The organism is Paenarthrobacter sp. YJN-D (assembly GCF_015040335.1).
GTDB classification, from domain to species: Bacteria; Actinomycetota; Actinomycetes; order Actinomycetales; family Micrococcaceae; genus Arthrobacter; species Arthrobacter nicotinovorans.
Genome location: NZ_CP053549.1, coordinates 2,382,592 through 2,408,585 on the forward strand (window position 1 = coordinate 2,382,592; position 25,994 = coordinate 2,408,585).

Annotated in this window: 21 protein-coding genes, 1 pseudogene and 1 riboswitch; of the genes and pseudogenes, 15 read left to right on the forward strand and 7 right to left on the reverse strand. The window is 64.1% G+C overall.

Annotation, left to right across the window (positions count from 1 at the left end; translation table 11 throughout):
* Nucleotides 1-10 precede the first annotated feature (10 nt).
* Nucleotides 11-1,249, forward strand: coding sequence for an imidazolonepropionase (hutI, locus tag HMI60_RS11060; protein WP_193589660.1), 1,239 nt, complete (start codon nt 11-13; stop codon nt 1,247-1,249).
* Nucleotides 1,250-1,362: 113 nt separating this feature from the next.
* On the opposite strand, the gene HMI60_RS11065 is transcribed toward hutI, so the two are convergent.
* Nucleotides 1,363-5,754: an endo-alpha-N-acetylgalactosaminidase family protein gene (locus HMI60_RS11065; RefSeq protein WP_193589661.1), complete on the reverse strand. Its 4,392-nt coding sequence runs from the start codon at nt 5,752-5,754 to the stop codon at nt 1,363-1,365.
* Between the two features lie 274 nt (nt 5,755-6,028).
* Between HMI60_RS11065 and HMI60_RS11070 the strand changes: the two genes are divergently transcribed.
* From HMI60_RS11070 to HMI60_RS11090, 5 genes are read left to right on the forward strand one after another with little or no spacing between them, the layout of a single operon-like run.
* Nucleotides 6,029-6,946 carry an SIS domain-containing protein gene (locus tag HMI60_RS11070; RefSeq protein WP_018777441.1) on the forward strand — a complete coding sequence of 306 codons (918 nt, stop codon included), beginning with the start codon at nt 6,029-6,031 and terminating at the stop codon, nt 6,944-6,946.
* A gap of 9 nt (nt 6,947-6,955) precedes the next feature.
* A complete protein-coding gene (locus HMI60_RS11075; protein WP_193589662.1) occupies nt 6,956-7,891 on the forward strand; it encodes an ROK family protein in 936 nt (311 codons plus the stop codon).
* A complete protein-coding gene (locus HMI60_RS11080; protein ID WP_018777443.1) occupies nt 7,888-8,856 on the forward strand; it encodes a 1-phosphofructokinase family hexose kinase in 969 nt (322 codons plus the stop codon). The genes HMI60_RS11075 and HMI60_RS11080 overlap by 4 nt, the downstream gene beginning before the upstream one ends.
* Nucleotides 8,838-9,692, forward strand: coding sequence for a class II fructose-bisphosphate aldolase (locus tag HMI60_RS11085; protein WP_079581028.1), 855 nt, complete (start codon nt 8,838-8,840; stop codon nt 9,690-9,692). The genes HMI60_RS11080 and HMI60_RS11085 overlap by 19 nt, the downstream gene beginning before the upstream one ends.
* A 23-nt stretch (nt 9,693-9,715) precedes the next feature.
* Nucleotides 9,716-10,507 carry a DeoR/GlpR family DNA-binding transcription regulator gene (locus tag HMI60_RS11090; protein WP_055975068.1) on the forward strand — a complete coding sequence of 264 codons (792 nt, stop codon included), beginning with the start codon at nt 9,716-9,718 and terminating at the stop codon, nt 10,505-10,507.
* A gap of 9 nt (nt 10,508-10,516) precedes the next feature.
* On the opposite strand, the gene HMI60_RS11095 is transcribed toward HMI60_RS11090, so the two are convergent.
* Entirely contained in the window at nt 10,517-11,173 is a 657-nt protein-coding gene (locus tag HMI60_RS11095) for a histidine phosphatase family protein (protein WP_227453517.1), read from the reverse strand.
* A gap of 86 nt (nt 11,174-11,259) precedes the next feature.
* Between HMI60_RS11095 and HMI60_RS11100 the strand changes: the two genes are divergently transcribed.
* Entirely contained in the window at nt 11,260-12,030 is a 771-nt protein-coding gene (locus HMI60_RS11100) for a CPBP family intramembrane glutamic endopeptidase (protein ID WP_018777447.1), read from the forward strand.
* 141 nt (nt 12,031-12,171) lie between these two features.
* Here the strand turns inward: HMI60_RS11100 and HMI60_RS11105 are convergent, their stop codons facing one another.
* Complete coding sequence (locus HMI60_RS11105) at nt 12,172-12,810, reverse strand: VOC family protein (RefSeq protein WP_018777448.1); 639 nt, start codon at nt 12,808-12,810, stop codon at nt 12,172-12,174.
* A 194-nt stretch (nt 12,811-13,004) separates the two neighbouring features.
* Between HMI60_RS11105 and HMI60_RS11110 the strand changes: the two are divergent.
* Both HMI60_RS11110 and HMI60_RS11115 read left to right on the forward strand, forming a co-directional pair.
* A pseudogene (locus tag HMI60_RS11110) lies at nt 13,005-14,342 on the forward strand (bifunctional o-acetylhomoserine/o-acetylserine sulfhydrylase); the annotation flags it as partial.
* A 184-nt stretch (nt 14,343-14,526) separates the two neighbouring features.
* Nucleotides 14,527-14,644: riboswitch (SAM riboswitch) on the forward strand.
* Between the two features lie 14 nt (nt 14,645-14,658).
* Nucleotides 14,659-15,780, forward strand: a complete 1,122-nt coding sequence (locus HMI60_RS11115) for a homoserine O-acetyltransferase (protein ID WP_039240446.1) — start codon at nt 14,659-14,661, stop codon at nt 15,778-15,780.
* A gap of 43 nt (nt 15,781-15,823) precedes the next feature.
* On the opposite strand, the gene HMI60_RS11120 is transcribed toward HMI60_RS11115, so the two are convergent.
* From HMI60_RS11120 to HMI60_RS11130, 3 genes are all read right to left on the reverse strand, one after another.
* The gene (locus tag HMI60_RS11120; RefSeq protein ID WP_193589663.1) at nt 15,824-16,273 is read right to left on the reverse strand and encodes a hypothetical protein; all 450 of its coding nucleotides are present in this window, start codon (nt 16,271-16,273) and stop codon (nt 15,824-15,826) included.
* Nucleotides 16,274-16,318: 45 nt separating this feature from the next.
* Complete coding sequence (locus HMI60_RS11125; RefSeq protein WP_082924592.1) at nt 16,319-17,374, reverse strand: winged helix DNA-binding domain-containing protein; 1,056 nt, start codon at nt 17,372-17,374, stop codon at nt 16,319-16,321.
* 126 nt (nt 17,375-17,500) lie between these two features.
* On the reverse strand, nt 17,501-18,343 hold the full coding sequence (locus tag HMI60_RS11130; protein WP_051088483.1) for an SGNH/GDSL hydrolase family protein: 843 nt from the start codon (nt 18,341-18,343) through the stop codon (nt 17,501-17,503).
* 70 nt (nt 18,344-18,413) lie between these two features.
* Between HMI60_RS11130 and HMI60_RS11135 the strand changes: the two genes are divergently transcribed.
* Nucleotides 18,414-19,064: an alpha/beta hydrolase gene (locus HMI60_RS11135; RefSeq protein WP_018777453.1), complete on the forward strand. Its 651-nt coding sequence runs from the start codon at nt 18,414-18,416 to the stop codon at nt 19,062-19,064.
* 11 nt (nt 19,065-19,075) lie between these two features.
* On the opposite strand, the gene HMI60_RS11140 is transcribed toward HMI60_RS11135, so the two are convergent.
* Nucleotides 19,076-19,303 (reverse strand): RNA-binding S4 domain-containing protein, encoded by a 228-nt coding sequence (locus HMI60_RS11140; protein ID WP_018777454.1) that lies wholly within the window; start codon nt 19,301-19,303, stop codon nt 19,076-19,078.
* Nucleotides 19,304-19,335: 32 nt separating this feature from the next.
* Here HMI60_RS11140 and HMI60_RS11145 point away from each other — a divergent pair, with 32 nt between their 5' ends.
* The 5 genes from HMI60_RS11145 to HMI60_RS11165 all read left to right on the forward strand — a co-directional run bounded on the left by HMI60_RS11145 (nt 19,336) and on the right by HMI60_RS11165 (nt 25,924).
* Nucleotides 19,336-20,331 (forward strand): DMT family transporter, encoded by a 996-nt coding sequence (locus HMI60_RS11145; RefSeq protein WP_193589664.1) that lies wholly within the window; start codon nt 19,336-19,338, stop codon nt 20,329-20,331.
* A 112-nt stretch (nt 20,332-20,443) separates the two neighbouring features.
* Nucleotides 20,444-21,829: a glycine--tRNA ligase gene (locus tag HMI60_RS11150; RefSeq protein WP_018777456.1), complete on the forward strand. Its 1,386-nt coding sequence runs from the start codon at nt 20,444-20,446 to the stop codon at nt 21,827-21,829.
* Nucleotides 21,830-21,831: 2 nt separating this feature from the next.
* A complete protein-coding gene (locus tag HMI60_RS11155; RefSeq protein ID WP_039240451.1) occupies nt 21,832-22,794 on the forward strand; it encodes a hypothetical protein in 963 nt (320 codons plus the stop codon).
* Between the two features lie 229 nt (nt 22,795-23,023).
* The gene (locus HMI60_RS11160) at nt 23,024-24,397 is read left to right on the forward strand and encodes an FAD-binding oxidoreductase (RefSeq protein WP_079581025.1); all 1,374 of its coding nucleotides are present in this window, start codon (nt 23,024-23,026) and stop codon (nt 24,395-24,397) included.
* A gap of 54 nt (nt 24,398-24,451) precedes the next feature.
* Nucleotides 24,452-25,924, forward strand: coding sequence for a YibE/F family protein (locus HMI60_RS11165; protein ID WP_193589665.1), 1,473 nt, complete (start codon nt 24,452-24,454; stop codon nt 25,922-25,924).
* Nucleotides 25,925-25,994 lie beyond the last annotated feature (70 nt).

Genomic DNA, 25,994 nt, shown 5'->3' on the forward strand with positions numbered 1-25,994 from the left:
CAATAGGCATATGAGCGGAACCACACCAGCCAGCACACTCATTACCAACATCGGCGAGCTGATGACCCAGGACCTGGAGCACCGGGTCCTCACGGATGCGGCCATCGTCTTTGAAGGCGAACGGATTTCCTGGATCGGGTCCCGCCAGGACGCTCCGGCCGCCGATGAAAAAGTCGACGCCGAAGGCCGCGCCGTCCTGCCTGGCTGGGTCGATTCGCATTCCCATCTTGTCTTCGCGGGGGACCGCACCGCCGAGTTCGAGGCCCGCATGGCCGGGCAGAGCTACAGCGCGGGCGGCATCGCCGTGACCACGGGAGCTACGCGCAGCGTCAGCGACGACGAACTCAGCCGCCTCGTGCGGGACCGGGTCAAAGAGGCGGTCTCCCAGGGGACCACCTACTTGGAGAGCAAGACGGGCTACGGGCTGGACGTGGACAACGAAGCCCGCAGCGCCAGGATCGCCGCGGCCGAGGTCGACGAGGTCACGTACCTCGGCGCGCACCTGGTCCCCGCCGGTTCGGACCCTGAGGAGTACACGGACCTGGTCTGCGGTGCCATGCTCGACGCCGTCCTCCCGCACGTCCGCTGGGCAGACGTCTTCTGCGAGCGCGGCGCTTTCACCGAAGACCAGTCCCGTCGCGTCCTGACGGCGGCCCGCAACGCAGGTCTCGGCCTGCGGGTCCACGGCAACCAGCTCGGCGAGGGGCCGGGTGTGGCGCTGGCCGTGGAGTTCGCGGCTGCGAGTGTGGACCACGTGAACTATCTTTCGGACAAGGACATCGCAGCCCTCGCGGAAACCTGGACCGGCTGGGACGCCGCTACAGGCCAGGGAGCACGGGGCACGGTTGCCACCTGCCTTCCGGCTTGCGATCTCTCCACCCGCCAGCCTTTGGCGCCTGGGCGTGAATTGATCGACGCCGGCGTGCAGATCGCGCTTGCGGCCAACTGCAACCCTGGAACGTCGTACACCACGTCCATGGCTTTCTGCGTCACCACAGCGGTTCTCCAGATGCACTTGAGCGTCCACGAGGCCGTCCGCGCGGCGACGTACGGCGGCGCCTTGGCGTTGGGCCGGGAGTCCGGGAACGACGTCGACGGCGAACGGGCGGTGGGTTCGCTCGCCGTCGGCCACCGGGCTGACCTGCACATGCTGAAGGCACCGTCGGCGACCCACCTGGCGTACCGTCCCGGAGTTCCGTTGACGCACTCGGTGTGGCGGGCGGGCGTGCGCGTTCCAGGACAACAGTAAAGGCGCCACAGCAAAGAGATGACGGCAAAGGGATAACAGCAAAGAAGGGCGGTGTTCCGGTAGGAACACCGCCCTTCTTTACTGGTGCGTGGAAAGACTGTTGCGCGAAGGGACTATGCGCAGCTGAACTTCGCGTCCGCCCAATCACCCCAGTCGTCGCCGGCGTCGTCACCGTTCCTGTCGGCGATCAGCTCGACGTTCTGGACTCCCGTGATGTCCACGTTGAGGGGAAGTGCTGCAGAGTCGGCGCTGAGAACGGGAGTCCGCAGCAGTTCCCGTCCGTCTCCCTTCACGATGAAGACCACCGAGCCGTGCAGGCCCTTGTTCAGCTTCGCGTCGTCCACTCCCGCCACGGCGGTGAAGGCGGTGCACTTTGCTTCGGTGGCGATGCTGATCTTCGAGTCGGCGTGGACGCCGATTCCCTTGGGGTAGACGACGCCGTCAAGCCGCAATGCGGGTCCGTCACCGGCGTTCTGCTCACCGTTGGCCCGGTCCCTTTCCGCTGGACCCCAACCGTTGATGCTGCCGATCCAGGGCAAGTCGGAGGCGAACACGGTGCCGTGCAGGACGGGTGCGGGCGGTTCCTGGGACGTGGACGAGCACGTGAACCTAGCGTCGGCCCAGTCGGCGTGGTCGTTGCCGTTGGAGTCGCCGGCGTCGTCAGCCACGAGTTCCACGTACTGGGCGCCGGTGACATCAACGGTGAGCGGCAGGGGAGCGCTGGTGGCTCCCAGGACGGGGGTTGTTACCTTGGTTGTCCCGTCAGCCACCACGGAGAACTTCACGCTGCCCCGCGTCGGCTGGGCGTCATCAATGCCTACTGTTGCGGTAAAGGCGGTGCAGTAGCCGCCAAGGTAGTAGCGGATGTTGCCGTTTGCGTGTGCGCCGAGACCCTTCGCGTAGACGGTGCCGTTCAGCGTTAGCGGGGTGCCGTCGCCGGCCCCGGTTCCGCCGTTGGACTGGTCCTTTTCAACTGGGCCCCAGCCGTTGGTGGCGCTGACCCATGGGTGGTCGCTGGCGAACACTGTGGCCTGCGGCGGTTTGGGCAGTGTCCGGACAATGGTGGTGGTGCTGATGGTCCGGCCGCCTGCCGGGTTGTTGCCCGATGCTGCGGCGGTGTAACTGGCCTTGGCCGTGATGGGGTAGTCGCCGTCCGCGGACGCGGGTGCCGTGATCTTCCAGGTGGTGGTGAGGGTGCCACCGGCGGGCAGGGTTGCTGCCGTGGCCGGCGTGGACGGTGTCGCGGTCCATCCCTCGGGGAGCTCAAGCGCAACGGCGAGGCCGCTGATGGCTGCCGGTTCGTCGGAGATAAACGTGGTGACGAAGTCCTGTGCCTTGCCCTGCTGGACCACGTCGCCTTGAAGCCCGGCGGTGAGTTGCGCACACGCCGGGACGGCTTCCGAGGCACCGAGGTCCTCCACCAGGAAGTTGTCCAGCGTGAAGTCCGATCCGTTGGCGCTGCCGGTACGCTGCAAGCCCACGAAGTAGTCACCGCAGAAGCCGGTGTCGAGGATCTGCTCGAACCGCGTGGTGGTGGTTTTCGCGTCGATGGCCTGGCTGCCCGTCACTGCGGGGCCCGCCTGCGAGTCGTAGCCGGAAACCCAGGCGTATTGCCCGGCCTTGGAGTTCTGGTAGTCGAAGGACACCTTGTACTTGCGGCCGGCCTGGAACGGAACGCCCGCCTCGGTGGTGCGGTACACCATGCCCGGTCCGCCGTCAGGGGCGGTGTTTTCGTCGTGCGCGATCAGGGACCATGTGCCGTCCAGGACTTCGTCGATCACATTGGTGTCCCAGCCCTTCTGGGTGAACGGCTCGTTGCGCTCGGTGATGTGAGTCCGGGGGTCCGTTGAGCCGCCGGCGTTGCCCTTCACGAAGGGTCCCCAGCCTTGGTCCACGTTCTCGAAGTCTTCGCTGAGCACGCCGGTGGTGGCAACCCGGGCGGTCTTCACCGCCCTGAAGTCGTCGACGCGGACTGTAGCGTCGCCGTCGGCGGCTTTGACGGAAACAGTGGCCTTTGTGTTGTTCCGCGGCACGTCCACCAGTACCCGCACGCGCTGGAACGAGGTCCCGTGCTTCTCGTCGCCGGCCACGTAGTTTTCCGCGTTGGATGAATCGATGGTGGTGCTTTCGGTCTTGCCGTTGATCTCGACAGAGAGGGTGGTGGGCCGGACCTTGCCGGGTTGGATTTCAACCCAGGCGCTGACGGATTGGGTTCCGGCGTCCAGCTTGACGTCCTGGCTGATCGACGACGGCGTTGCCCCCATTTCGGCGAAGCGGCGGCCCTTGTCGTCGCGCACCTGGGTGACGTTGCCCGTGGGGTTCCAGGGGGAGAGGTCGGCGCCGTTGAAACCGGGATCGTTGAAGGCTGTGCCTTCGCCGAAGTCCGCCTTCTTGGGGAGCGCGTTGTTCTTGCTCGTGAGAACGTAGGGCTGCTTCGGGTCAGCGGTGACGGTGACCTGGCCGTTGACTACCGGTACATCAGCGAACTTCACGCGTCCGTTATCGGTCAGCTTGAACATTTCCAGCGATGTTGACTTGGCGAATTCCTCGGTGAGCGTCCAGGTGCTGGCGCCACCGGCGGGGTTGTAGTGGTAGAGCTTGTCGGCCTTGCCGTTTTCCTTGGAGGACCACGGCAGCAGGTAGCTTCCGCCTTGCAGCACGGAGGTTCCGGCGACGGTGATGTTGCGTTCTTCCGCGGTGTTTCCGGTGACGGCCACGGCATCGGCGAGGTCGATCCGGTCTGGTGTCCATTTGGTGATCTGGTGGTGCTGCAGGAACTTCGCCGGGAGGTTGGCTGTCCAGACGTTCTCACTGAAGGCGTTGAAGTCGTTCTGCCCGGTCCAGCCTTCAAACTCCACGATGTGGCTCACGCCGAGCTTGGGGTCCGGGTTCCACACGTCTGATTGGGTGTTGTTGATGAAGCGCAGGATCTGGGAGTTGACGCCTTTGTTGGTGGAGCCACCGTACTTCTCATCGTTGGCCCAGTGGGACCACGTGTTGTTGCGGGACAGATGGTCGGCCCACTCCGAGCCGACACGGAAGCCGTTCTTGACCAGTTCCTGCTGCAGCTTCTCGGCAAGCCAGCCGAACTCGTAGTAGACGTCCACGTACACGAAGTCCAGGTTTTTGTCCGTGGCTTCGCGGAGTTCTTTGATGCGCTGGGCGAGCTTGCCGGAGTTGATGTCCTGGCGCTGGTTGATGTAGTACGACTGGTCCAGCCAGTTCCAGCCGAGTCCCTTGTCGGCGCGCAACAGGTCTTCGCTGAAGGACTTCGCTTCGGGGTAGATCTCTGTGGCGTTGATGTGGACGCCGAAGCTGGCGTTCCAGTCTTTGCCCTCCTTCACCAAAGTGTTGAGGTCCTCCAGGCCGCCTGCACGGGTGTTGAAGTTGTTTCCGTAGTCGGTGTTGGCCGAGTCGTGGCCTTCGCTGGTGTAGCCCTTGAGCATGGCCACCTGGCCCAGTCCGTCCGTTGCCAGGGAGATGCGTTTGACATCGTCCAGAGTGCGGAGGAACGGGTGGGTTGCTTGTGAGGCGAAGTTGAAGGGGATATGGGTGACCACGTTGTCCGGGGTCTGTTCGCCCTTGTTGGCGGACACCTGGATGGATCTCATGGCGATGGCCGCATCCTGCCAATCCACGCCGCCATCGGCATTCGCATCGGTGGTGATGGCAACCCGGGTCCAGGGAAGTTCCTCCGTAGTGGTGGAACCATCGGCACGGTACAGCCACTGGCCGCTGGCGATGCCCATGGCCACCCCGCCGGCGCCGTCGCTGACGGCCTGGCGCCAGAAGCGTCCCTTGTCTTTCGCTCCCGGGCCGGAGGAAGTGTCGTAGAGGGCGTTTGATTCGACGGCGGCACCCAGTGCGGCGGTGTTGGCCAGCGCGTACGCGGAGCTTTTGGGTGCAGTATCCAGGGGCGTAGCTGCAGTAACGGGCGTGAATTCGTCTCCGCTGACGCTTCGGTCGACGGACAGATTGGCTGTGGAGATCTGGGCCCCGGCCTGGGTGGAACCTACAGTGACCAGGTTCAGCCGGGGGAGTTGAAGGGTCTTCACGAGGTGGTCCGCGGAGTCCTTGATTTCCGTGACGTTGAAGGACACCACATTCTTCTTGACGGAGAGCCGCGCCTTGATCACGGTGTTGCCGAAGTCGGGCACGGTGAGGACGTAATCCCGGGCATCCTTTCCGGAGGCCGTGGACGTTCCGCTGACATTGAACTCCACTCCGTTGAGGGTGATGGTGTTCAACCGGGCCGGGGTGCCGTCGAGGCGGGCCTTGGTGGCGGTGTCGGTGTAGCCGAGGACTTGGGGGAAGGTGGTGGCGATGTCCACGGCGAGGCTGCCGGAGGTGATGGTGGCGGCTTCGGCGGCGCCGACGAGCTCGGCGGGCAGGACCAGGGGGCTTGCGGTGGCGGGCTGGATGGCTATCAAGCCCAGCGATGATGAGGCGACGACACAGGCCAAACTCAACGAGGCGAGGCGTCTTGGGGATGATAAGCGGGGCATGATGCTCCTTATTGATTATTCCGAGTGAGTAATAATCACTTTCTTGCGGACTCATCCAAGCCTGCTGCACGAACAAGAACATGACAAGAGTTAACAGGTAGTTAACTTAAAAGCACACGCAAGAACATGATTGCGGCGTGGGTGGGACCTCTTCCGTCATGAGCGGCAAATGAGCAGTCTTCTCCAGTAGATGATCCTTGTGAGATCGAAAATGATCGTTTAGTGTTTCTATAGATCAAAAAACGTCATTACTTGAGCGGGAGCGAAACACACGATGAGCGAGAACATACTGGGTGCCTTCATGGAGGAAGAGCTGGTTTCCCAGCCTGTCGTATGGCAGCGCGCCGTTGAGCAGGCCCGCAGCGAAGACCTGCTTCCCGCAGATGGAAAACGCATCGCCGTCATTGGCTGCGGCACGTCATGGTTCATGGCCCAAAGCTACGCAGCTGCCCGCGAATCCGCAGGCAAAGGGGTCACGGACGCCTTTGCGGCCTCCGAGGCTTTCCTTAACAGCAACAGTGCGGACCGTCAGTACGACGCCGTCGTGGCCATCACGCGCTCCGGCACCACCACCGAAGTGCTGGAGATCCTCGCCGCGCTGAAGGGCATCGTCCCCACCGTCGCGATCATCGGAGACACCACCTCGCCCATCATCGAACTGGCCGACACCGTGATCGGCCTCCAGTATGCCGACGAGCGCTCCGTGGTGCAGACCCGTTTCGCCACCACCGCGCTGGTGTACATGCTGACCAGCCTCGACATCGACGTGCAGCAGGCCATCGCCGATGCCCGCGACGCCGTGTCCGCTCCGGTCCCGCAGGAACTCCTGGACGCCGAGCAATTCACTTTCCTCGGCACGGGATGGACGGTAGGGCTGGCCCACGAGGCCGGCCTCAAGATGCGCGAAGCCGTCCAAGGCTGGACCGAGTCCTACCCGGCCATGGAATACCGCCACGGTCCGATCTCCATCGCCGCTCCCGGCCGGGTTACCTGGTTGTTTGGCACCCAGCCCGAAGGACTGGACCAGGACATGGCCGCCACCGGCGCCCTCTACCTCCACACGGACAAGCACCCCCTGGCCGAGCTCGCCCGGGTCCATAAGGTCACCCTCGAGCGTGCACGGGTCCGTGGCTTGAACCCGGACCTGCCGCGCAACCTGACCCGCTCGGTCATTCTCGACGCCTCCGCCTAGGTACACGTCATGGTTCTCGGAGCCGCAGAATCACCGGTGCTGTCATTCGATGTTGGCGGGACCGACATCAAAGCTGGTTTGGTGGATGTCAAGGGCGTGGTGCTGGGTATGCGCCGCGTCCCCACGCCACTGGACCCGGCACGTCCTGGCGAAGCCGTCGTTGAGCGGCTGGCAGAGCTCGCCGCCGAGCTGGCTGCCGAGTTCCCGGGCACCCCTGCCAAAGCCGCCGGAATCATCGTCCCCGGCATTGTCGACTCGGTGGCAGGGGTGGGCGTTTACTCGGCCAACCTCGGATGGCGGAACTTTCCCTTCACGGCCGAAGCCGAAAGGCGTCTCGGGATTCCGGTGGCCTTCGACCACGACGTCCGCTCCGCCGCTGCCGTTGAGCACGCGCTGGGAGGCTCCAGGGAGTTCAGCGACGTTGTGGTCATGGTGGTGGGCACCGGCATCGCGGCCGCAGTCTTCTCCGGAGGCAAAGCCGTTACTGCCGGGGGTTTCGCCGGCGAACTCGGCCACGCGCAGGTTCCGGATCCCGACGCCGGTCCCGGCGGCACCGCAGCCACCATCCTGGAAGCCGTCGGTTCAGCCGGGGCCATCGCAAAGCGCTACCACCTGAAATCTGGAAACAAGGTCAACGGCGCCCGCAGCGTGCTGCTCAGGGCAAAGTCCGGCGACGCCCTGGCGGAACGCGTATGGGCAGAGGCGATGGACGCGCTCGCCTTCACCATCTGCCAATGCGTCAACATCATCGGCACCGAAGCGGTGGTGATCGGTGGAGGCCTCGCCGAGGCCGGTGAGGACCTCCTGCAGCCCCTGCGCGCCCGGGTTGACCAGACCCTGGATTTCCAACGCCGCCCCCATCTGATCCGTGCCCAGCTGGGTCAGGACGCAGGCCTGCTCGGTGCCGCCCACAACGCACGCAAGCTGCTGGGAGCCGGACAATGAAGCGAGCCAACGTGAACCGCATCATCACAGTCACGCCGAACCCTGCCATCGACATGACGTACACCGTCCACGGCATCACTGAAGGCGCCAGCCACCGCGTCCCCACTCCCATCAGCCGTGCCGGGGGCAAAGGCATCAACGTTGCCCGTGTGACGCACCAACTCGGATACCCGGTGCTGGCCATAGCGCCCACAGGCGGTGCCGCCGGCCAGACCCTGGCCGCCGAACTTTGGACCAGCGGCGTGCCGCACATCCTGGTGGGGGTCGCTGCGGAGACGCGCCGCAGCATTGCCCTGGTGGACACCGTGGGCGGCGAAACGTCCATCTTCAACGAGGAAGGCCAGGCGCTGCTTCCCGATGAGTGGCGGTCGTTGCGAACCGCCGTCGCTGAAGCCGTCACCGGAAACCGCAATCTCCCCGCCTCCGTGCTGGTCGGTTCCGGCAGCCTGCCTCCCGGCGCTCCCGCTGACTTCTACCCGGAGCTGGTCCGTCTGGCTCACGACGCCGGCATTCCCGCCATCATCGATACCTCCGGTCCCGGGATCATCGCCGCAGCCAAGGCCGGCGCGGACATCCTCAAGCCGAACCACCATGAACTCGCCGAAGCCACGGGGGAGTCCAGCCTGCAGGCAGCGGCCCTCTCTTTGATCGACATGGGCGCCCGCACTGTGCTGGTGAGCGCCGGAGCGGACGGCATGCTCGCCTTCGACCACGCCGCCCCCGGCGGTTATTGGAGTGCGCGCTTGCCTGAGTCGCTCAGCGGCAACCCCACAGGGGCGGGCGACGCCGGTGTGGCGGCTGCCGCCGTCGCGCTCGCCGAAGGCATCACCGAGCCGCGCGAGATTCTTCGCCGTGCCACCGCCTGGTCCGCAGCAGCCGTGCTCATGCCGGCAGCAGGCGAGATCTCGCCGCGGTACCAGGAACTGCAGGACCAACTGATCGTGACATGGAAGGAGACCCGGTGACCCTGGTCAACACGCGGGAACTGATGGACAAGGCAGCTGCCGCCGGCACCGGCCAAGGCGCGTTCAATGTCATCCACATTGAAACTGCGGAGGGCCTGGTGGGAGGTGCCGAGGCCGCCGGGGTTCCGCTGATTCTCCAAATCTCCGAGAACTGCGCCAAGTACCACGGCGGCCTGGAACCCATCGCGTCCGCAGCGCTTGCGATCGCGCGTTCGGCCTCCGTGCCGGTGGCCCTCCACCTCGACCACGCCGAGTCCGAAGACCTGGCGCTCGCCGCCGTCGACCTCGGGTTCGGTTCCGTGATGTACGACGGCGCCCACTTGCCTTATGAGTGGAACGTTGAGGTCACGCGCCGCGTCGCCAAATACGCGCACGAGCGCGGTGTGTACGTTGAGGCCGAGCTCGGAAAAGTTGGAGGCAAGGACGGAGCCCATGCACCGGGTGTCAGGACCGACCCGTCCGAGGCCCGGGATTTCGTTGAGGCCACGGAAGTGGACGCACTCGCTGTGGCCGTCGGTTCGTCCCACGCCATGACGGAACGCAGCGCAGCGCTGGACCTGCACCTGATCACCCGCCTGAAGTCCGCCGTTGGAAAACCACTGGTTCTTCATGGCTCATCCGGTGTCACAGATGAGATGCTCGTATCCGCTATCGGCGCTGGTATGACTAAGATCAACGTATCCACACATTTGAACGGGTTCTTCACCCGCGCCGTCCGTGAGTACCTCGCTGCCAACCCCGCAGTGGTGGATTCCCGGAAGTACATCAAGGCCGGCCGGGAGGCCCTGGTGCTGGAGTCGGCACGTATGCTGACGCTGTTCGCCAAAGCGAAATAGCCGGAAACCGCGAAAGGCTTGTCATGACCCGCACCGATCGGCTGACCGCCATCCTCGATCTCCTGGCCGAATCCGGCCACGTGGAAGTCGAGGACATCGTGACGCGTCTAGGCGTGTCACCTGCCACGGCCCGCAGGGATCTGGACAGCCTCGCCAAGCAGCGGCTGCTGAGCCGCACCAGGGGAGGCGCCACGACGGGATCGGTGGCATACGACCTTCCCGGACGATACAACCGTGACGACCACGCCGAGGCCAAGCAGGAAATTGCGCTCGCGGCCTCCGCGCTGATTCGTCCCGGAGCGGTCATAGGGCTGAGCGGCGGAACCACCAACACCGCCCTGGCCCAGCTCCTGTCCACCCGCGAAGACCTCAACGCACCGTCGAACAGGCCCACTCTTACCGTGGTGACCAATGCAATCAACATCGCCTCCCAACTGGCGGTGCGCCCCAACATCAAGATCATGGTCACCGGCGGCATCCTGAACCCGCGGTCCTATGAGCTGGTGGGACCGTACACAGACGTGATCATGCAAAAGGTCGCCTTGGACATCGCTTTCATTGGCGTCAACGGCGTGGACCCGGACCTCGGCCCCACCATCACTGATGAGGGCGAAGCCATGGTGAACACCGTGATGGCACGCCGAGCCACGGAATCCTATGTGGTGGCCGATTCCTCGAAGGTGCGCCGGCGCTCTTTCGCCGCCATGGCCGGCTACGACTTCAGGCACCTCATCACCGATTCCGGCATCAGCCCCGACGACAAAGCGGCGTTCGAAGCCAACGGCACGGAAGTCATCGTCGCACCGGCAAGCTGACGGGGACCCCTAGAACCGCATCCGCGGGGCGTGGAGCACCGAATCGTCCACATCCCTGGGCACCCACTGGCTGAACGGCAGATCCAGGCTGTACTGGTCGTCGTCGTTCTTGACCAGCGTGCGCAGCTCAGCGTTGCCCGGATTGTTGAGCGACTCAAAGTACTCCACCGTCCAGTGGAACCATCGCATGCAGAACAGCCGCATCGTCAGCCCGTGCGTCACCAACAGGGTGTTCGGTGCGTACGTGGGCTTCTGCCAGTGCCGGTAAAGCGTCTCCATGAAGGAAGACACCCGGTCGTAGACGTCCGAGCCTGATTCGCCTTCGCGGAAGCGGTAGAAGAAGTGGCCGTAGAGGTTCCTGAGTTCCTTCTGGTCCTCAATGTCCCCGGCGATCTGGAAATTGGCCCAGTCCTGCTCACGGAGCCGCGGCTCCTCGATGACACGCTCAATCAGGGACCCCAAGTTGAGGGCTTCCAGCGTCTGGTAGGCGCGCAAATAGGGGGAAACATAGACGCAGACCTGCTGCCCGTCGAGTTTGCGCCGCAGGTCCTCGCCGGCCAACCGCGCCTCCTCGACGCCCTGGTCCGTCAGCGGAATCCGATAATCCGGCACGCGGTTGTAGATGGACGTGTCGGCGTTCGCGGCGGACTGTCCGTGCCGGATCATGAATATTCTCTCTGGGGCACCCATCCCACCAAGCATAGGGCGGCGGTTCCCGGCAAAGAGGCAGGAACTGCGGGCAAGATAGGTACATGTTCCTTGCTTCCCGTCGCCGGCTGCGCGCCGAAGTGCTCATTGTCCTGGGCCTTTCCCTGGGCCAGTCGGCTGTCTACTCCGTGGTGCAACTGCTCGACAAGATGACGCGGGCGCCGCTGGCTGATGCAACGTCCACGCTGAACAGGTCCCAGAGCACCCGCGAATATTTCGATCTCACGTACCAGCTTCTGGATATCCTGTTCGCCCTGGTGCCCGTGGCGCTGGTGTTCTACTTCCTGTCCACGCACGTCCAGGCCACAAGGGACGGTGAAGGTTCGGCGTTCGCCCGGCTCGGCTTCAACCTGGCCCGCCCCGGCAAGGATCTGCTTCAGGGCCTGGGCCTCGCGGCGCTTATCGGCATACCGTCCCTTGGCCTCTACGCGGCCGGCCGGGCATTGGGAATCACCACTGCCATTGTGCCCAGCGGCCTGGATGCCTACTGGTGGACGGTTCCCGTGCTGATTCTCTCCGCCGTGCGACACGCCATAGTGGAAGAAGTGATTGTGGTGGGGTATCTCCTGGACCGCTTCGGCAAGTTCGGCTGGAGCGTTCCGGCGGGCATCGTCGTCAGCGCCCTCCTTCGCGGGAGTTACCACCTCTACCAGGGCTTTGGCCCGTTCATCGGCAATGTGGTGATGGGCCTGGTCTTTGGGTGGATCTACACCAAGACCAAGAGGGTGATGCCCTTGGTGGTTGCCCATGCCCTGCTGGACATTGTGGCATTCGTTGGATTCAGCCTGTTCGGCAAAGCGGTGGGCCTGGGCTGAGCAGCCGTTGCAGCCGTTGCAGCCGTTAAAAGTATCCGGCCGCCATCGGTGGGTGACGTCATTGGCACCCGCTGATGGCGGCCGAAGCATTCTCTGGACAGCGGTGTCCAGGGCCGGGACCAGCCCGGATCAGGGGAACGGTCAGATGGTGACGGCTCCGGAGGCGGTTTCGAAAGTGACGGCCATGATGCCCGGCGTGCCGCGTGGTGCTATCCACTGGACCGCGACGTCCTCGAGAGGCTTCTCCACTGGCTCGCCCAGCCATTCGGTCACGCGTTCGGCGGAACCCGCGATCGTGAGGCTGGACATCTTCACATCGCTCTCGTACACCTTGGACGGGTGAAGTGAGGGGTCGCCCTCCCACTTGAGCAGGTACGGCACCTGGGGATCGGCGATCAAGCCGAGGATGCCGATCTGCTGCCACACCAGTTCGCGGCCGTCAGGGAACTTGCGGTTGCCCGGGACTGCTGCGCGGCCGAGGCGTTCCTCAAACGGGGCGAGGTCGTCAACTGCCACGCACCAGCCCATCCAACCGCCGCCGGCGGCTGAGCGTGCACGGACAGCTTGGCCGAAGGGTGCTTTGTCGGAAGCAGGGTGGTCCAGGACCTCCACGACTTCCAGGTACTTGTTATCCGCAAGGGGAATGATCATGTTCCGGGTGCCGAAGCGCGGGTGCACTCCGCCCCGGACTGCGTCCACTCCCAGAGCCGCGGAAATTCGTTCGGTAGTGGCCAAGAGGCCATCTCGTTCACAGGCGTAAGAGACGTGATCCATGCGCATGGCTTCATCTTGGCACTTTGTGATCGGTGTCTCAGCTAAGCCAACCCTAACTAAGGTGGGATCTCGCGACGGGCGTCATGGAAGGTCGCAAAAGAGCCCATATATTCTGCTGGCGTCACAAAGCTGTCCAAGGACCCGGACACTTCCTAGACTGGCCGCAGCTTCCTTCCCACAGCTATTCCGCCGACCACACGCGCCACGAACAGGAGAACTCCATGTCCCAAGGATGGTCTTTCGAAACCCGCCAGATCCACGCAGGCCAAGAGCCGGATGCCGCCACGGGCGCGCGTTCGTTGCCGATCTACCAGACAACGTCGTTCGTTTTCCCGAGTGCTGAAAGCGCGGCCAACCGCTTTGCCCTGGCCGAACTGGCTCCGATCTACACCCGGATCGGCAACCCCACGCAGGACGCCGTGGAACAGCGCGTCGCGAGCCTCGAAGGCGGTCTGGGTGCACTGCTGCTCAGTTCGGGCCAGGCAGCCGAGACCTTTGCCATCCTGAACATCGCCGAGGCCGGCGACCACGTCGTCGCGAGCCCCAGCCTCTACGGCGGCACGTACAACCTGCTGGCCCACACGCTGAAGAAGTTCGGCATCTCCGTGACTTTCGTCGAGGACCCGGACAACCTCGAGCAGTGGCGTGCGGCCGTCCAGGCGAACACCAAGCTGTTCTTTGGTGAAGTCGTCTCGAACCCACGCCAGGACGTGCTGGATATCGAAGGCGTCGCCGGTGTCGCGCACGAGGCAGGCGTGCCTCTCATCGTCGACAACACCCTCTCCACGCCGTTCCTCATCCGGCCCATCGAGTGGGGCGCGGACATTGTGGTCCACTCCGCAACCAAGTACCTCGGCGGACACGGTTCGGCGATCGCAGGCGTGATCGTGGACTCGGGCAACTTCGACTTCGGCAAAGACCCGGAGCGGTTCCCCGGCTTCAACACCCCGGACCCCAGTTACAACGGCTTGGTTTACGCCCGCGACCTGGGCAAGGACGGAGCGCTCGGAGCCAACCTTTCCTACATCCTGAAGGCCCGTGTCCAGCTCCTTCGCGACCTCGGCTCGGCCGTGTCGCCGTTCAACGCGTTCCTCATCGCGCAGGGCCTGGAAACCTTGAGCCTGCGGGTGGAGCGCCACGTCGCCAACGCCACCAAGGTGGCCGAGTGGCTGGAAGCGCATGACGACGTCGAATCGGTCGCCTATGCGGGCCTGCCGTCCAGCCCCTGGTACGAGCGGGGCCGCAAGTACGGACCCCAGGGCACGGGAGCCATCGTGGCCTTCAACATCAAGGGTGGCGTAGAGGCCGGCAAGCGCTTCGTGGACGGTCTGGAGCTGCACTCCCACGTCGCCAACATCGGTGACGTCCGCTCCCTGGTCATCCACCCGGCGTCGACCACGCACAGCCAGCTGACGGTCGAGCAGCAGGTAGCCGCCGGCGTCAACCCGGGCCTGGTCCGCTTGTCCGTGGGCATTGAGCACATCGATGACATCATTGCCGACCTCGAAGCCGGCTTCCGCGCGGCCAAGGGCGCCTGAGCCTGCCCTCCACGTCTGCAGCTGACGCACCTGGCTGACGGACCCGGGGCGCCGTCCACATCGACGATTATTCGCCGGACGGCACCCCGGAGTGCTCTTTCGTGAATGAAGCTGCCCTTGAACGTCACACTGGTGTCACATTCTTCGCCATAACGGTGGTGTCTTTCCTAGACTCTACGTATTAGGTCATGAGTGCCAGCAGATAGCCCCGGCTTGCTGGCCGGCAACCCTCCTTCCGCGGTGGGGTGCCCCGGGTGAAGACCTGGCCTGTTCGCACGCAAGGCGACGGGCAAGCGCGAAGTTAGGTGTCAAAGGAATGACCATCACTGCTACAGCACTTCCCAAATCCGGAGAAGAAGACGGAACCGTCAAGTACGCGGGCATAGGGCCGCTGGCGCTCGAAGCCGGCGGTCACCTCCCCAACGTCGTGTTGGCGTACGAAACCTGGGGACGACTCAACGCCGACGCGTCCAATGCCGTGCTCATCCAGCATGCGCTGACGGGCAGCACCCACGTTGCCCGCGGAGCCACGGACGAGGAAGGGTGGTGGGAGCAGTTGGTGGGTCCGGGCGCCACCATCGACACCAACAGGTTCTTCGTTGTCTCCATCAATATCGTGGGTGGCTGCTATGGCAGCACCGGCCCGTCCTCCGATGCGCCGGACGGCAAGCCGTGGGGTTCGCGGTTCCCCCTGGTTACTCTTCGCGACAGCACGGTTGCTGAGGCCCGTTTGGCGGATCTCTTGGGGATTGAATCCTGGCACGCGGTCCTGGGCGGCTCGATGGGTGGGGCCAGGGCCCTCGAATGGGCTGTCACGTTTCCGGAGAGGGTCAACCGCTGCGCCGTCATTTCGGTGGGAGCCTACAGCACCGCCGAGCAGATTGCCTTTGCGCAGGCCCAAACCCTGGCCATCCGGCAGGACCCGCACTTCAACAATGGGGACTACTACGGCGGTCCGGCCCCGGAACACGGACTTGCCCTGGCCCGCCGGATTGCGCACATCACGTACCGTTCCGCCCTGGAACTGGATCTCCGCTTCGGCAGGGAAGCCCAACATCAGGAAACGCCGCTCTCCGCAGCAGTCCTGGGGGAGCGTGGTCGCTACCAGGTGGAAAGCTACTTGGACCACCAGGGGACAAAGCTTGTGCGGCGGTTCGATGCCAACAGCTATATCGCCATCACCGAAGCGTTGATGTCTCACGACATCAGGCGGGGACGGGGCACACTGCAGGAAGCACTTTCTCGTGCCACCGCCGAGTTCTTTGTTGCTGCTGTGGACACGGACAGGCTGTACTTCCCGGCCCAGTCCAAGGAGCTGGCGGCAGCACTGCCGGGGAATGTTCCGGTCCACACCATCCAGGCGCCGATCGGCCACGATGGCTTCCTCACGGAAATCGGCCAATTGTCGGAGCAGCTTCGCGGGGCGTTCTTCGCCTGACCGTGAGGAGCCTGTTCGTAGAGTTGCCTGTTTGTGGACGTGCCTAGCCGTTCATGATCTCCCCGCGCTGCTTCATGTAGTCCTCCATGGCGATCTGGCCATTGGTGAACTTCGCATCCAGTTCAGCCAGCTTTCGGGCGCGGTAGCCCTGGGGCTCGGAACCGGCAATGGGAAACGGCGCGGGAGCGGGCTGTCCGGCCCGGTAGGAATCGCTTGGGTAGGAACCGCTTGGGTAGGAGGCGTTCGACGGCGGCGCGACCTGCGGAGCCTCGTCTGCAGGGCGGATGACTGCCGGCCCTGACGGGTAGCCCGGGTAATTCTGTTGCGGGTAGTCCTGCGGCGGGTAATTTTGTGGTGGGAAACCCTGTTGAGGATAATCCTGACCACGAAAATTCCCGTTCTGCAGGCGGCGGGCCTTGGACCGGTTGTACATGCGGATTCCCATGGGAATCAGCCACGAGCAGACGATGATCCAGAAGATCAGATTGTTCACAGTGCAGGCCTCCTAGGTCTTAACCCCAGCTTAGCCCTGTGCCCATCACAGCAGCTTGGCCTCCATGCCCAGGAAAATCCCGTAGCGTTCCGCTTCGGCTTCCAGGGCCATCTGCTCTTCCTTGGTTGCCGGCTTGTCCATCCGGACCTCGAGCCCGCACATGCCCCCTGCGAAGCTGTGCCGCCACCATCCGGCCAGCCTGCCGTCCACGAGGACTACATGCATGGGGCCGTTGTCCTCAGGCAAGTACGGTGCGGTACCGCCCAGGTAGTGGCGGGATTGCGAGTACCCCATCACGTATTCGTCGAAGCATTGGATGAGGTCGACGCGGGGGAGCACGGAACCGGCCGCTGGACCGGCAGGAGCCTCCAGGGCTTCTGCGTCAGCCGAGGCGACGTAAAAGTCCAGGTCATCGAAGGAGACCCGGGCCAACGTTCCCGGTGATAATTCCGCGGCGACGTTGAGTCCCAACGTGACGTCTTTCATGGTCAGCCCGGACCATGCGGAACAGTCCTTCACGGTAGCCGGTCCGCGACTGCTGAAATACCGCAGGGCCATCTGCCCCAGGGCGTGTTCCCGGTCCGCTCCGCTGAGTGGCCTGGAAAACGGAGCGGTGACGCGTTCGGAGAACAAAGCGTAGGTCTGCTTCAGGGCTCCTCCAGCCGAACGAACCGGAGCGCCGCTCACCAGAATGCCGCTGATTTCGGCGTGCATGAGGTGGTAGATGAAACCCAGCCCCTTGCCGGGAAAGCCGGCTTGGCCCAGAACATCAGCCAACTCCTCGCGGGTCTTGTGGGCACCATCCGCCACGGCTGCTGCAAGAATCCTCCCACTGTGTGCGGCAGTTTCCCCGTCCACCCCGGTCCGCTTGTACATGCCCTTGTTGCCTTGATGCAGCCGGTCAGCGGACAACGCCATCAACCAGCCAAGGTCATCCCTGTGCACAAAATGCCATGTGGGGCGCAGGATGTGCGTCCGCAGGATGGTTCCGTCGGCAACGGCCTGTTCTACTGCAGCTGCAGTGCTCGAGGGCGTCCGCTGCGCCACGGTCCAACGGGCATAGGCGAATTCCTGCGACTGGACGGCCAGGAGATTGCGCACCACATCCCCTGGAGCTGCACCCAGGGGAGGACGTAACTGTTGCCGTCGGAGACGCAACTGCCGGACCCCCGCTGTACGGGGAGAGTCATCACTCGCCATGCTGGTTCACCGGCCCATCGCTCCCGGCTAGCTCCGCGGCATCACGGTACCGGCGGCACCAAAGACCGGTCCCGGCGTCGGACGCTTTGGCGTGATGCCGTCGCCGGACGATTGGTGACGGAGCCTCCGGATAACCCAAGGCACGAAGTACTCCCGTGCCCAGACCAGGTCCGATGAGCGGGCTTCCCGCCATGTCCGGGGAGGAAGGGCCTTGGGTACCAGCGGCTCCAGGGTGTGCTGGACGTTCAATGCCTCCAGGACCATCATGGCGATGGTGTGGTGGCCCAGGGGGGAGAAATGCAGGCGGTCGGCATCCCACATCTGGGTGTCAGCGAGCTGCCGCAAGGACCACATGTCGGCAATGATGGCGTCATGGCGGGCTGCGACCGTTCGCAGGTTCTCGTTGTAGATGGCAACTTTGCCCCGGATGCGGCCAAGGACCGAGGACGCAGTATCCGGACCGTTGAAGAGGATCACCGTGGCGCCACCCGAGCCCAGTTCGCCGACGGCGGCGTCGAGTTTCTCGGCCAGAAGGTCGGGATCACCGCCGGGTCGGATGAGGTCGTTTCCTCCGGCGGAAATGGAGACGAGGTCCGGTTGCAGTTCCAGACATGGGCCGACTTGCTCGTCGACGATCTGCTGCAGCAACCGGCCCCGGATGGCGAGGTTGGCGTAGGCGAAGTCCTCGTGTCCGCGTCCCAGCTCTTCGGCGACACGGTCCGCCCAGCCGCGGTAACCGCCGGGATTGGCAGGTTCGGGATCGCCGATGCCTTCCGTGAACGAATCACCCAACGCCACGTAACGGCTCCACGGGTGCTTTTGGGCGGGTTCGCCCGGTTTCACTAAATGATTGTTCTCACTCACGCTCATATCCTGCCCCCAGAGGGCCGACCTACGCCACCGTAGGTTGTTACTTACGGGTAACTGCAAGAATGGAGGCATGACTGAAGCCCCCGCTTTTCCAGCACCTGTTGTCCTCTGGTCCCACGACGAAGCCGAACGCGCCGGCAAGCCCCTCCTGGTCCTGCTGCACGGCTACGGATCCAACGAGGACGATCTCTTCAGCCTGGCCGGGCTGCTCCCCGAGGGGTTCGTCGTGGCATCGCTGCGTGCACCGATGCCCATGGGCCCGGGTTTTACGTGGTTCCCGCTCACTGCGTCCATCGACTACTCCCTGGACGCCGTGAAGCTTGCCGCCGAATACGCCCTGGAATGGCTGGACACGGTAAAGGCCAACCATTCCTCGGTTACGCTTCTTGGCTTCTCCATGGGCATGGCCATGGCGACCACCATGCTCCGGTACCGTCCCGCGGACTTCGCGGCCGTCGTCGGGCTTTCAGGCTTCGTGATCGACGCCGGTGGCGACGCCGCGTTCAAGGACGACGAGCTGGACGGATCGGTGCCGATGTTCTGGGGCCGTGACCAGCAGGATCCTGTCATTACGCCGGACAAGATCGAATACACCATGGGCTGGGTCCGCAAGCACGTGGACCTTACCAAGGTCCTCTACACGGGCATGTGGCACGGCATCAACCAGCAGGAAATCGGGCACGTAGGGGAGTTCCTCACCCACAAGGTCCTCGCCCCCTAAGGGGCGTTGTTTCAGGCGGTGGTGATCCGCACTGTCTGACCGTTGACGGTCACGGTGTCACCGGCGTGGAGTTGGCGGCCGCGCCGTTCATCGATCTCGCCGTTGACCTTCACCAGGCCGTTCTTGATGAGCTCCGTGGCCTCTACGCCGTCCTCCACCAAGCTGGCGAGCTTGAGCAGTTGGCCAAGGCGGATCATGTCGTCACGGATGGGGATCTCTTCAATTTCGGGGTTGCTCATACAGCAATGATGCCTGAAGTAGTGTTGAGACGGTGCCGCAGCCTTCTCCCCGTTCAGCCCTTCCGTTGGCCGTTGGCCTGCCCATTGCAGTAGCAACGGGCCTGGTCATTCCGCTGCAGGGAAGGATCAACGGGGCGCTCGGCGCCAAACTCGACGACGGCATCGCCGCAGCTGTGGTGAGCTTCACCACAGGCCTGCTGCTGATCAGCGCGATATCCTTGGCGACGCCCAAAGGAAGAGCTGGTCTCCAACGAATCATCCCCGCCGTGCGGAACCGCAGCTTTCCCCGCTTCTACGTCATGGCCGGTGCGATCGGTGCATTGTTCGTCTTCGCGCAGTCTTTCACGGTGGCACTGCTCGGAGTCGCGCTGTTCACCGTGGCAGCCGTGACAGGGCAGACGCTGAGCGGTTTGCTCGTTGACCGCATGGGCATCGGGCCGGGAGGGCGCCGCGCCATCACAGGGGTGCGGGTCCTCGGCAGCGTCCTGACCGTCGCCGCCGTCGCTTGGGCTGTCTCGCCACGCTTCGGCGGAGACGCCGACCTCGCCTCGCTGGTGCTGCCAGTCCTTCTTCCCTTGGCTGCAGGCTTCCTGATGAGCTTCCAGCAAGCCATGAACGGCACCGCCACGGTTCATTACGGCACGCCCGTGGCGGCGACCCTGGTCAACTTCGTGGCAGGTTCAGCGGTTCTCTGGACAGCGTGGCTCATCAAGCTCGCCATCGCGGGACCGGGTAATCCGCTTCCGGCTGAGTGGTGGTACTACCTCGGTGGCCCCATGGGTTGCGTCTTTATCGGGCTGGCGGCCCTGCTGGTCCGCAGCCTGGGCGTGCTGATCACCGGCCTGGGCATGATTGCCGGGCAGTTGGTCGGGTCTCTGGTGCTCGACGTCGTGATCCCCAGTCCCGGTGCGGTGGTCGCCTTGCCCACGGTGCTGGGTACGGTCCTCACCCTCGCCGCGATCATCGTCGCCACCTTGCCCTGGCCCAAGGGAGCTTTCGCACGGAGAGGTGCGGCGAAAGGCCGGTAGGGTAGGAGTCAGTAAATTTCCCCCAAACCCCGCCGGACAACCTCGTCCGGAATCCGGGGTCAAACCACCGCGGACCGCACCCAGCGGCCCTGTAGAACAAATGGAGTCACCCATGGCAGCAAAATCCGTCCTTGACCAGGTCATTTCCCTCTCCAAGCGGAGGGGCTTTGTCTTCCAGGCCGGTGAAATCTATGGTGGCTCCCGTTCTGCCTGGGATTACGGCCCCCTCGGCGCAGAGCTGAAGGAAAACATCAAGCGCCAGTGGTGGCAGAGCATGGTCCGCGGCCGCGAGGACGTAGTGGGCCTGGATTCTTCCGTTATCCTGCCCCGCCAGGTATGGGAAGCGTCCGGCCACGTGGAGGTCTTTTCCGATCCCCTGGTTGAGTGCCTCTCCTGCCACAAGCGCTACCGCGCGGACCACCTCGAAGAAGAGTATGAGGAAAAGAAGGGCCGCCCGGCAGAGAACGGCCTGGCGGACATCGTCTGCGCCAACTGCGGTACGCGTGGTCAGTGGACCGAACCCCAGGAATTCTCCGGCCTCCTGAAGACCTTCCTTGGCCCCGTGGCCAGCGACGAAGGCATGCACTACCTGCGCCCGGAAACGGCACAGGGAATCTTTGTGAACTTCAACAACGTGCTCACCACCTCGCGCAAGAAGCCGCCGTTCGGCATCGGCCAGATCGGCAAGTCCTTCCGCAACGAAATCACGCCGGGCAACTTCATTTTCCGCACCCGCGAGTTCGAGCAGATGGAGATGGAGTTCTTCGTCGAGCCCGGCACGGATGAAGAGTGGCACCAGTACTGGATGAAGGAACGCATGTCCTGGTACACGGGCCTGGGTATCCGCGAAGAGAACCTGCGCTTCTTTGAGCACCCCTTGGAGAAGCTCAGCCACTACTCGAAGGGCACCACGGACATCGAGTACCGCTTCGGCTTCCAGGGTTCCGAGTGGGGCGAGCTCGAGGGCATCGCCAACCGCACGGACTTCGACCTCTCCACCCACGCCAAGGCCTCCGGCACGGACCTGAGCTACTTCAACCAGGCCACCAACGAGCGCTACACGCCGTACGTCATCGAGCCCGCCGCCGGCCTGACCCGCTCCTTCATGGCGTTCCTGATCGACGCCTACACCGAGGACGAGGCACCCAACGCCAAGGGCGGCGTCGACGTCCGCACGGTACTGAAGCTGGATCCGCGCCTTGCACCGGTCAAGGCTGCCGTCCTGCCGCTGAGCCGCAACGAGGACCTGTCCCCGAAGGCCAAGGCGCTGGGCGCCCAGCTGCGCAAGAACTGGAACATCGACTTCGACGACGCCGGTGCCATCGGCCGTCGCTACCGTCGCCAGGACGAAATCGGTACGCCGTTCTGCATCACCGTGGACTTTGACACCCTCGAAGACCAAGCCGTGACCATCCGTGAGCGCGACACCATGAGCCAGGAACGCGTTTCCCTGGACAAGGTTGAGGGCTACCTGGCCGCGCGTTTGATCGGCGCTTAGCCATGGCCTTGGAATACCGCGAATGGAAGGAAGGCGACGACCTCGCCCTTCTGGAAATCTGGGGTGGTCCTGAGACCCTCCCGGCAGAACAGTTCCGTGCTGCCCTTGCACCATCGAGCAACCAACCGTGGCGCCGGTGCATCGTGGCCGAGGACGTAGTCGACGGCGTACGGATTCCCGTTGCCGCCGGCGTGGTCCACGAGGCCTCGCTGCACCCGGAACGGCTCTGGGCCTACATCGAGGTTGCCAAGGACCACCGCCGCAGCGGCGTTGGGGCCACCCTCCTGACGATGCTTCGCCGCGAAGCCGGGAACTCGCCGTCGGGCGTTTCCAAGCTCCGCAGCAAAGTTGAACCGGACACTGCAGGTGCGGCGTTCGCCGCTGCCGCCGGGCTGGCACCGATCCAGCGCTCCCAGCTGGTGGTGGTGGATCCTGAGCCTCTGACGCTGCCGCGTTTCGGGGACGGTTCCGAGGAAGCAGCATCGGAGCGGGTGGAGGATCTTGCGACCGGCTCGGTTGAGCTCAGCGACGTTGTTGGTAAGTACTACTCCCACGTCCACCACTGGGACAGCCCGGGGGAGCTCAGCATCGCCACTGTCCAGCGACTTTTCCTGCACGATCTCACCGGCGCCCATGGTGCCATTGTGCTGCGGGCACCCAAAGCCAGCGCCTTCGGCGATGGTGTTCCGGCGAGCCGCAAGGGAAAGATCCAGGCTTTTGCCATCAGCTATGCGCAGGGCGGCACCGACGAACCGTCGGACGTCTTCCTTGGGCACGATCCCAGCCTGTCGGCCGAGGACGCTGCGTTTGCCGTCCGGGACCTGCTGGCGCTCATTGCCTACCAGCACCCGGTGCTGCTGGAGGTGGATGAGTCCATGGTGGCTCTGCGGTCCGTCCTTGAGCCGTTGCTGGAGTCCGGTAAAGCACACGTACGCGGTGCGGACACGTTGATCGTGAGCGACTGACCACCGTTTCTGCACGTCTGGATCCTGCCTTCGCCCGTTTCGGTGCGGACGGCAGGATCCTGTGCTTAAGCGGTAACCCGGCCCTGTAATCCGGCCCTGTAATAAAGATGATTGACGCCGCCCCCGGGCAAGAGTAGGCCTATCGGAGTAAGCCCCCGCGCCGCCACCGCTGGAGGGATGCGGCGCGTGGAACAGATCGGTCTCTCGTCTGTATCGGTGGTAAATCAAAATGAGCCAAATAGCCCTTGACGGGCTGCGGGAACAGCTGCGCGGGCAACTTGTCACTCCCGAAGATCCTGACTATGACGCAGCACGCGCCGTCTTCAACGCGATGGTGGACAAACGCCCCGCCGGCGTGATCCGAGTAGCGCAGGTCTCCGATGTCATTGCCGGTGTGAACTTCGCCCGGGAAAACTCCATGCCACTGGCAATCAGGGGAGGCGGCCACAGCGCTCCCGGATTCGGGACATGGGACGACGCGTTGGTCCTGGACTTCGTGAACCGCACGGGAGTGCGGGTGGACCCTGAAAATTCCAGGGCCCGGGCCGAAGCGGGAACCACGTGGGCCGACTTCAACCACGCGACCCACGCGTTCGGGCTGGCAACTACCGGCGGGATCGTGGGATCCACGGGGGTCGCGGGACTGACCTTGGGTGGGGGTATCGGCTATCTCGCCAGGAAATACGGCTTGTCCTGCGACAACCTGGTTTCGGCCGACATCGTGACGGCGGACGGCAACTTCCTGACTGTCAGCGAAGAACGCAACGAGGACCTGTTCTGGGCGATCCGCGGCGGCGGAGGAAACTTCGGAGTGGTCACGTCCCTGGAGTTCCAGCTCCATCACGTGGATATGGTCCACGCCGGCATCATCATCTACGGCGCGGAGAATATCCCCGCAGTGGCGAGGTTCTACCGTGACTACATCGCTTCCGCGCCGGAAGAGTTCGGAGCTTTCCTGGGATTCCACCAGGGGCCACCCGTCCCCTTCCTGCCCGAGGAGTGGCATGGCAAGTCCGTGTGTGTGGTGGTGGGTATGTGGACCGGCAACCCGACGGAAGGCGAGGCACGCTGGCAGCCGTTCCTGGAGGCTGCCCCGGTGGCAGGCTCGATGGTGGGTCCCATGCCCTATCCAGCCTTGAACGTGGCGTTCGACGGACTCAACCAGAAAGGTATGCAGGGCTACTGGAAAGCCAATTTCCTGCGTGACCTCAACGACGGTGCCATTGAGGCGCACGCCCGGTTCGGGGCAACTGTCACCAGCGTCAATACGGCCGTCCACGTCTATCCGATCGACGGGGCAGTATCCCGGGTAGGGGCGCAGGACACGGCTTTTGTCCACCGCGACATGAAGTTTGCGCCGGTCATCGCCACGCAGTGGGCGGATCCTGCGGACAACGAAGCAAACATTGCCTGGGCACGCGCGTACGCAGACGCGCTCGCTCCGTATTCGGAAGCCGGCGGATACATCAATTTCATGGACTCGGAGGACCAGTCCCGCGTGAGGTCCAACTATGGGCCCAACTGGGACCGGCTGGTGGCCATTAAGTCCAAATACGATCCCGGCAACCTCTTCCGCGTCAACCAGAACATTGCGCCGGCCTGAGTCGGGAGTCCGCTGCCGTCCCACGTAGGGTTAACCCATGAGGTTTTGCAGCTGATGGGTCACAGTCACTCCCACGGTCATTCCGAGGGTTCGGAACCAACTCCGCAGGCGATCGCTTCCCGTAAACGGGCCAACTGGCTGCTGGCGGCCGTCCTGGTGCCGTTGGGTGTGCTCACTCTCGTGGCGATGTTGCTTATGTGGCCGTCGGGCAGCCGGGAGGGAATCAACTTTTCCAGTCCCTACCAGGCTGCCCCGGGGGTCACTTTCGATACCGGCAAAATCCAGAGCGTGGTGGTGGAGAGCTGCTCGCAGACGGGTCAAACGAACAGCAGCCAACCGAACAGCAGCCAGCCCGGCAACAGCCAGTCCAACCAAACCGGCGGGTCCCAGTGCACGTTCGCTTTCACCGTTCCGGACAAGGGCGGCGAGGCGGTCAAGGTGGTCATCAACCCTGATGTTGCGATGTCCCACGGGGTGGATGTCGGCGACTCCATCCGCTACCTGAACCTTTCCGGCGTCCAAGGAAGCAGTGCAGGCAACGGCGCCCCGGCGTACGTCTTCGTTGATTTTGTCCGCAACATCCCCATAGCCGCCCTGGCGGTGCTGTACGCGGTGGTGGTGATCGCTGTTGCCCGTTGGCGCGGCTTCCGTGCCCTGCTGGGCCTGGTGGGGGCCTACTTCGTCCTGGTCAGCTTCATCCTGCCCGGTCTGGTGGAGGGCAAGCCACCGCTCCTGCTGGCGCTCGTGGGGTCCACGGTGATCATGATCGGGGTTCTCTACTTTGCCCACGGGTTCTCGGCGAGAACGTCCACAGCGTTGCTGGGCACCATCTTCGGCCTGGGAATCACCGCCCTGCTGGCCGCCTGGGCCACGGATGCAGCAAACCTGGCGGGCGTAGGAAACCACGACGCTTCAACGTTGGTGAACATGTCACCGCAGATATCGATCTCCGGGATCATCCTGTGCGGTTTGATTATTTCCGGCCTCGGTGTCCTCAACGACGTCACCATCACCCAGTCCTCGGCCGTTTGGGAACTCTATGAGCTGGCGCCGAACACCAGCGCCCGCAAGCTGTTTTCCTCTGCGATGCGGATTGGCCGGGACCACATTGCTTCCACGGTCTACACCATCGCCTTTGCGTATGCGGGTGCCGCCCTTCCCATTCTGATCATTGTGATGCTGTACGACCGCCCCTTGGCCGAGGCCCTGACCAGCGCCGAACTGTCGGAAGAAGTCATCCGGACCCTGGTGGGCTCCATCGGCCTCGTCCTTGCCATCCCGGTCACTACCCTCATCGCCGTACTGGTGGTCAAGGCCACCGGGATGAAGCGCCTTGCCGCCGCGGGGACCGCCGTCAGTCCGGACGACCTTGACGACACCGGCGCGCTGGCCGCTGCCGCCGTCGTGGCCGGTTCCGAGAAGGACGAAAGGAACGACGCCGGTACCCGCCCGGGTGCCGGGGACGGGCCGGTGCGGCCCGGGAGTCGCCGGGCGCAGCGCGAAGCCGAACGCCGGGGCAGCGACTAGCCCGATGACATTTGTCATCCCGAACAGGTGACACCCGCTACGGGTGTGTGGATGCTCCTCCGGCTTGAAT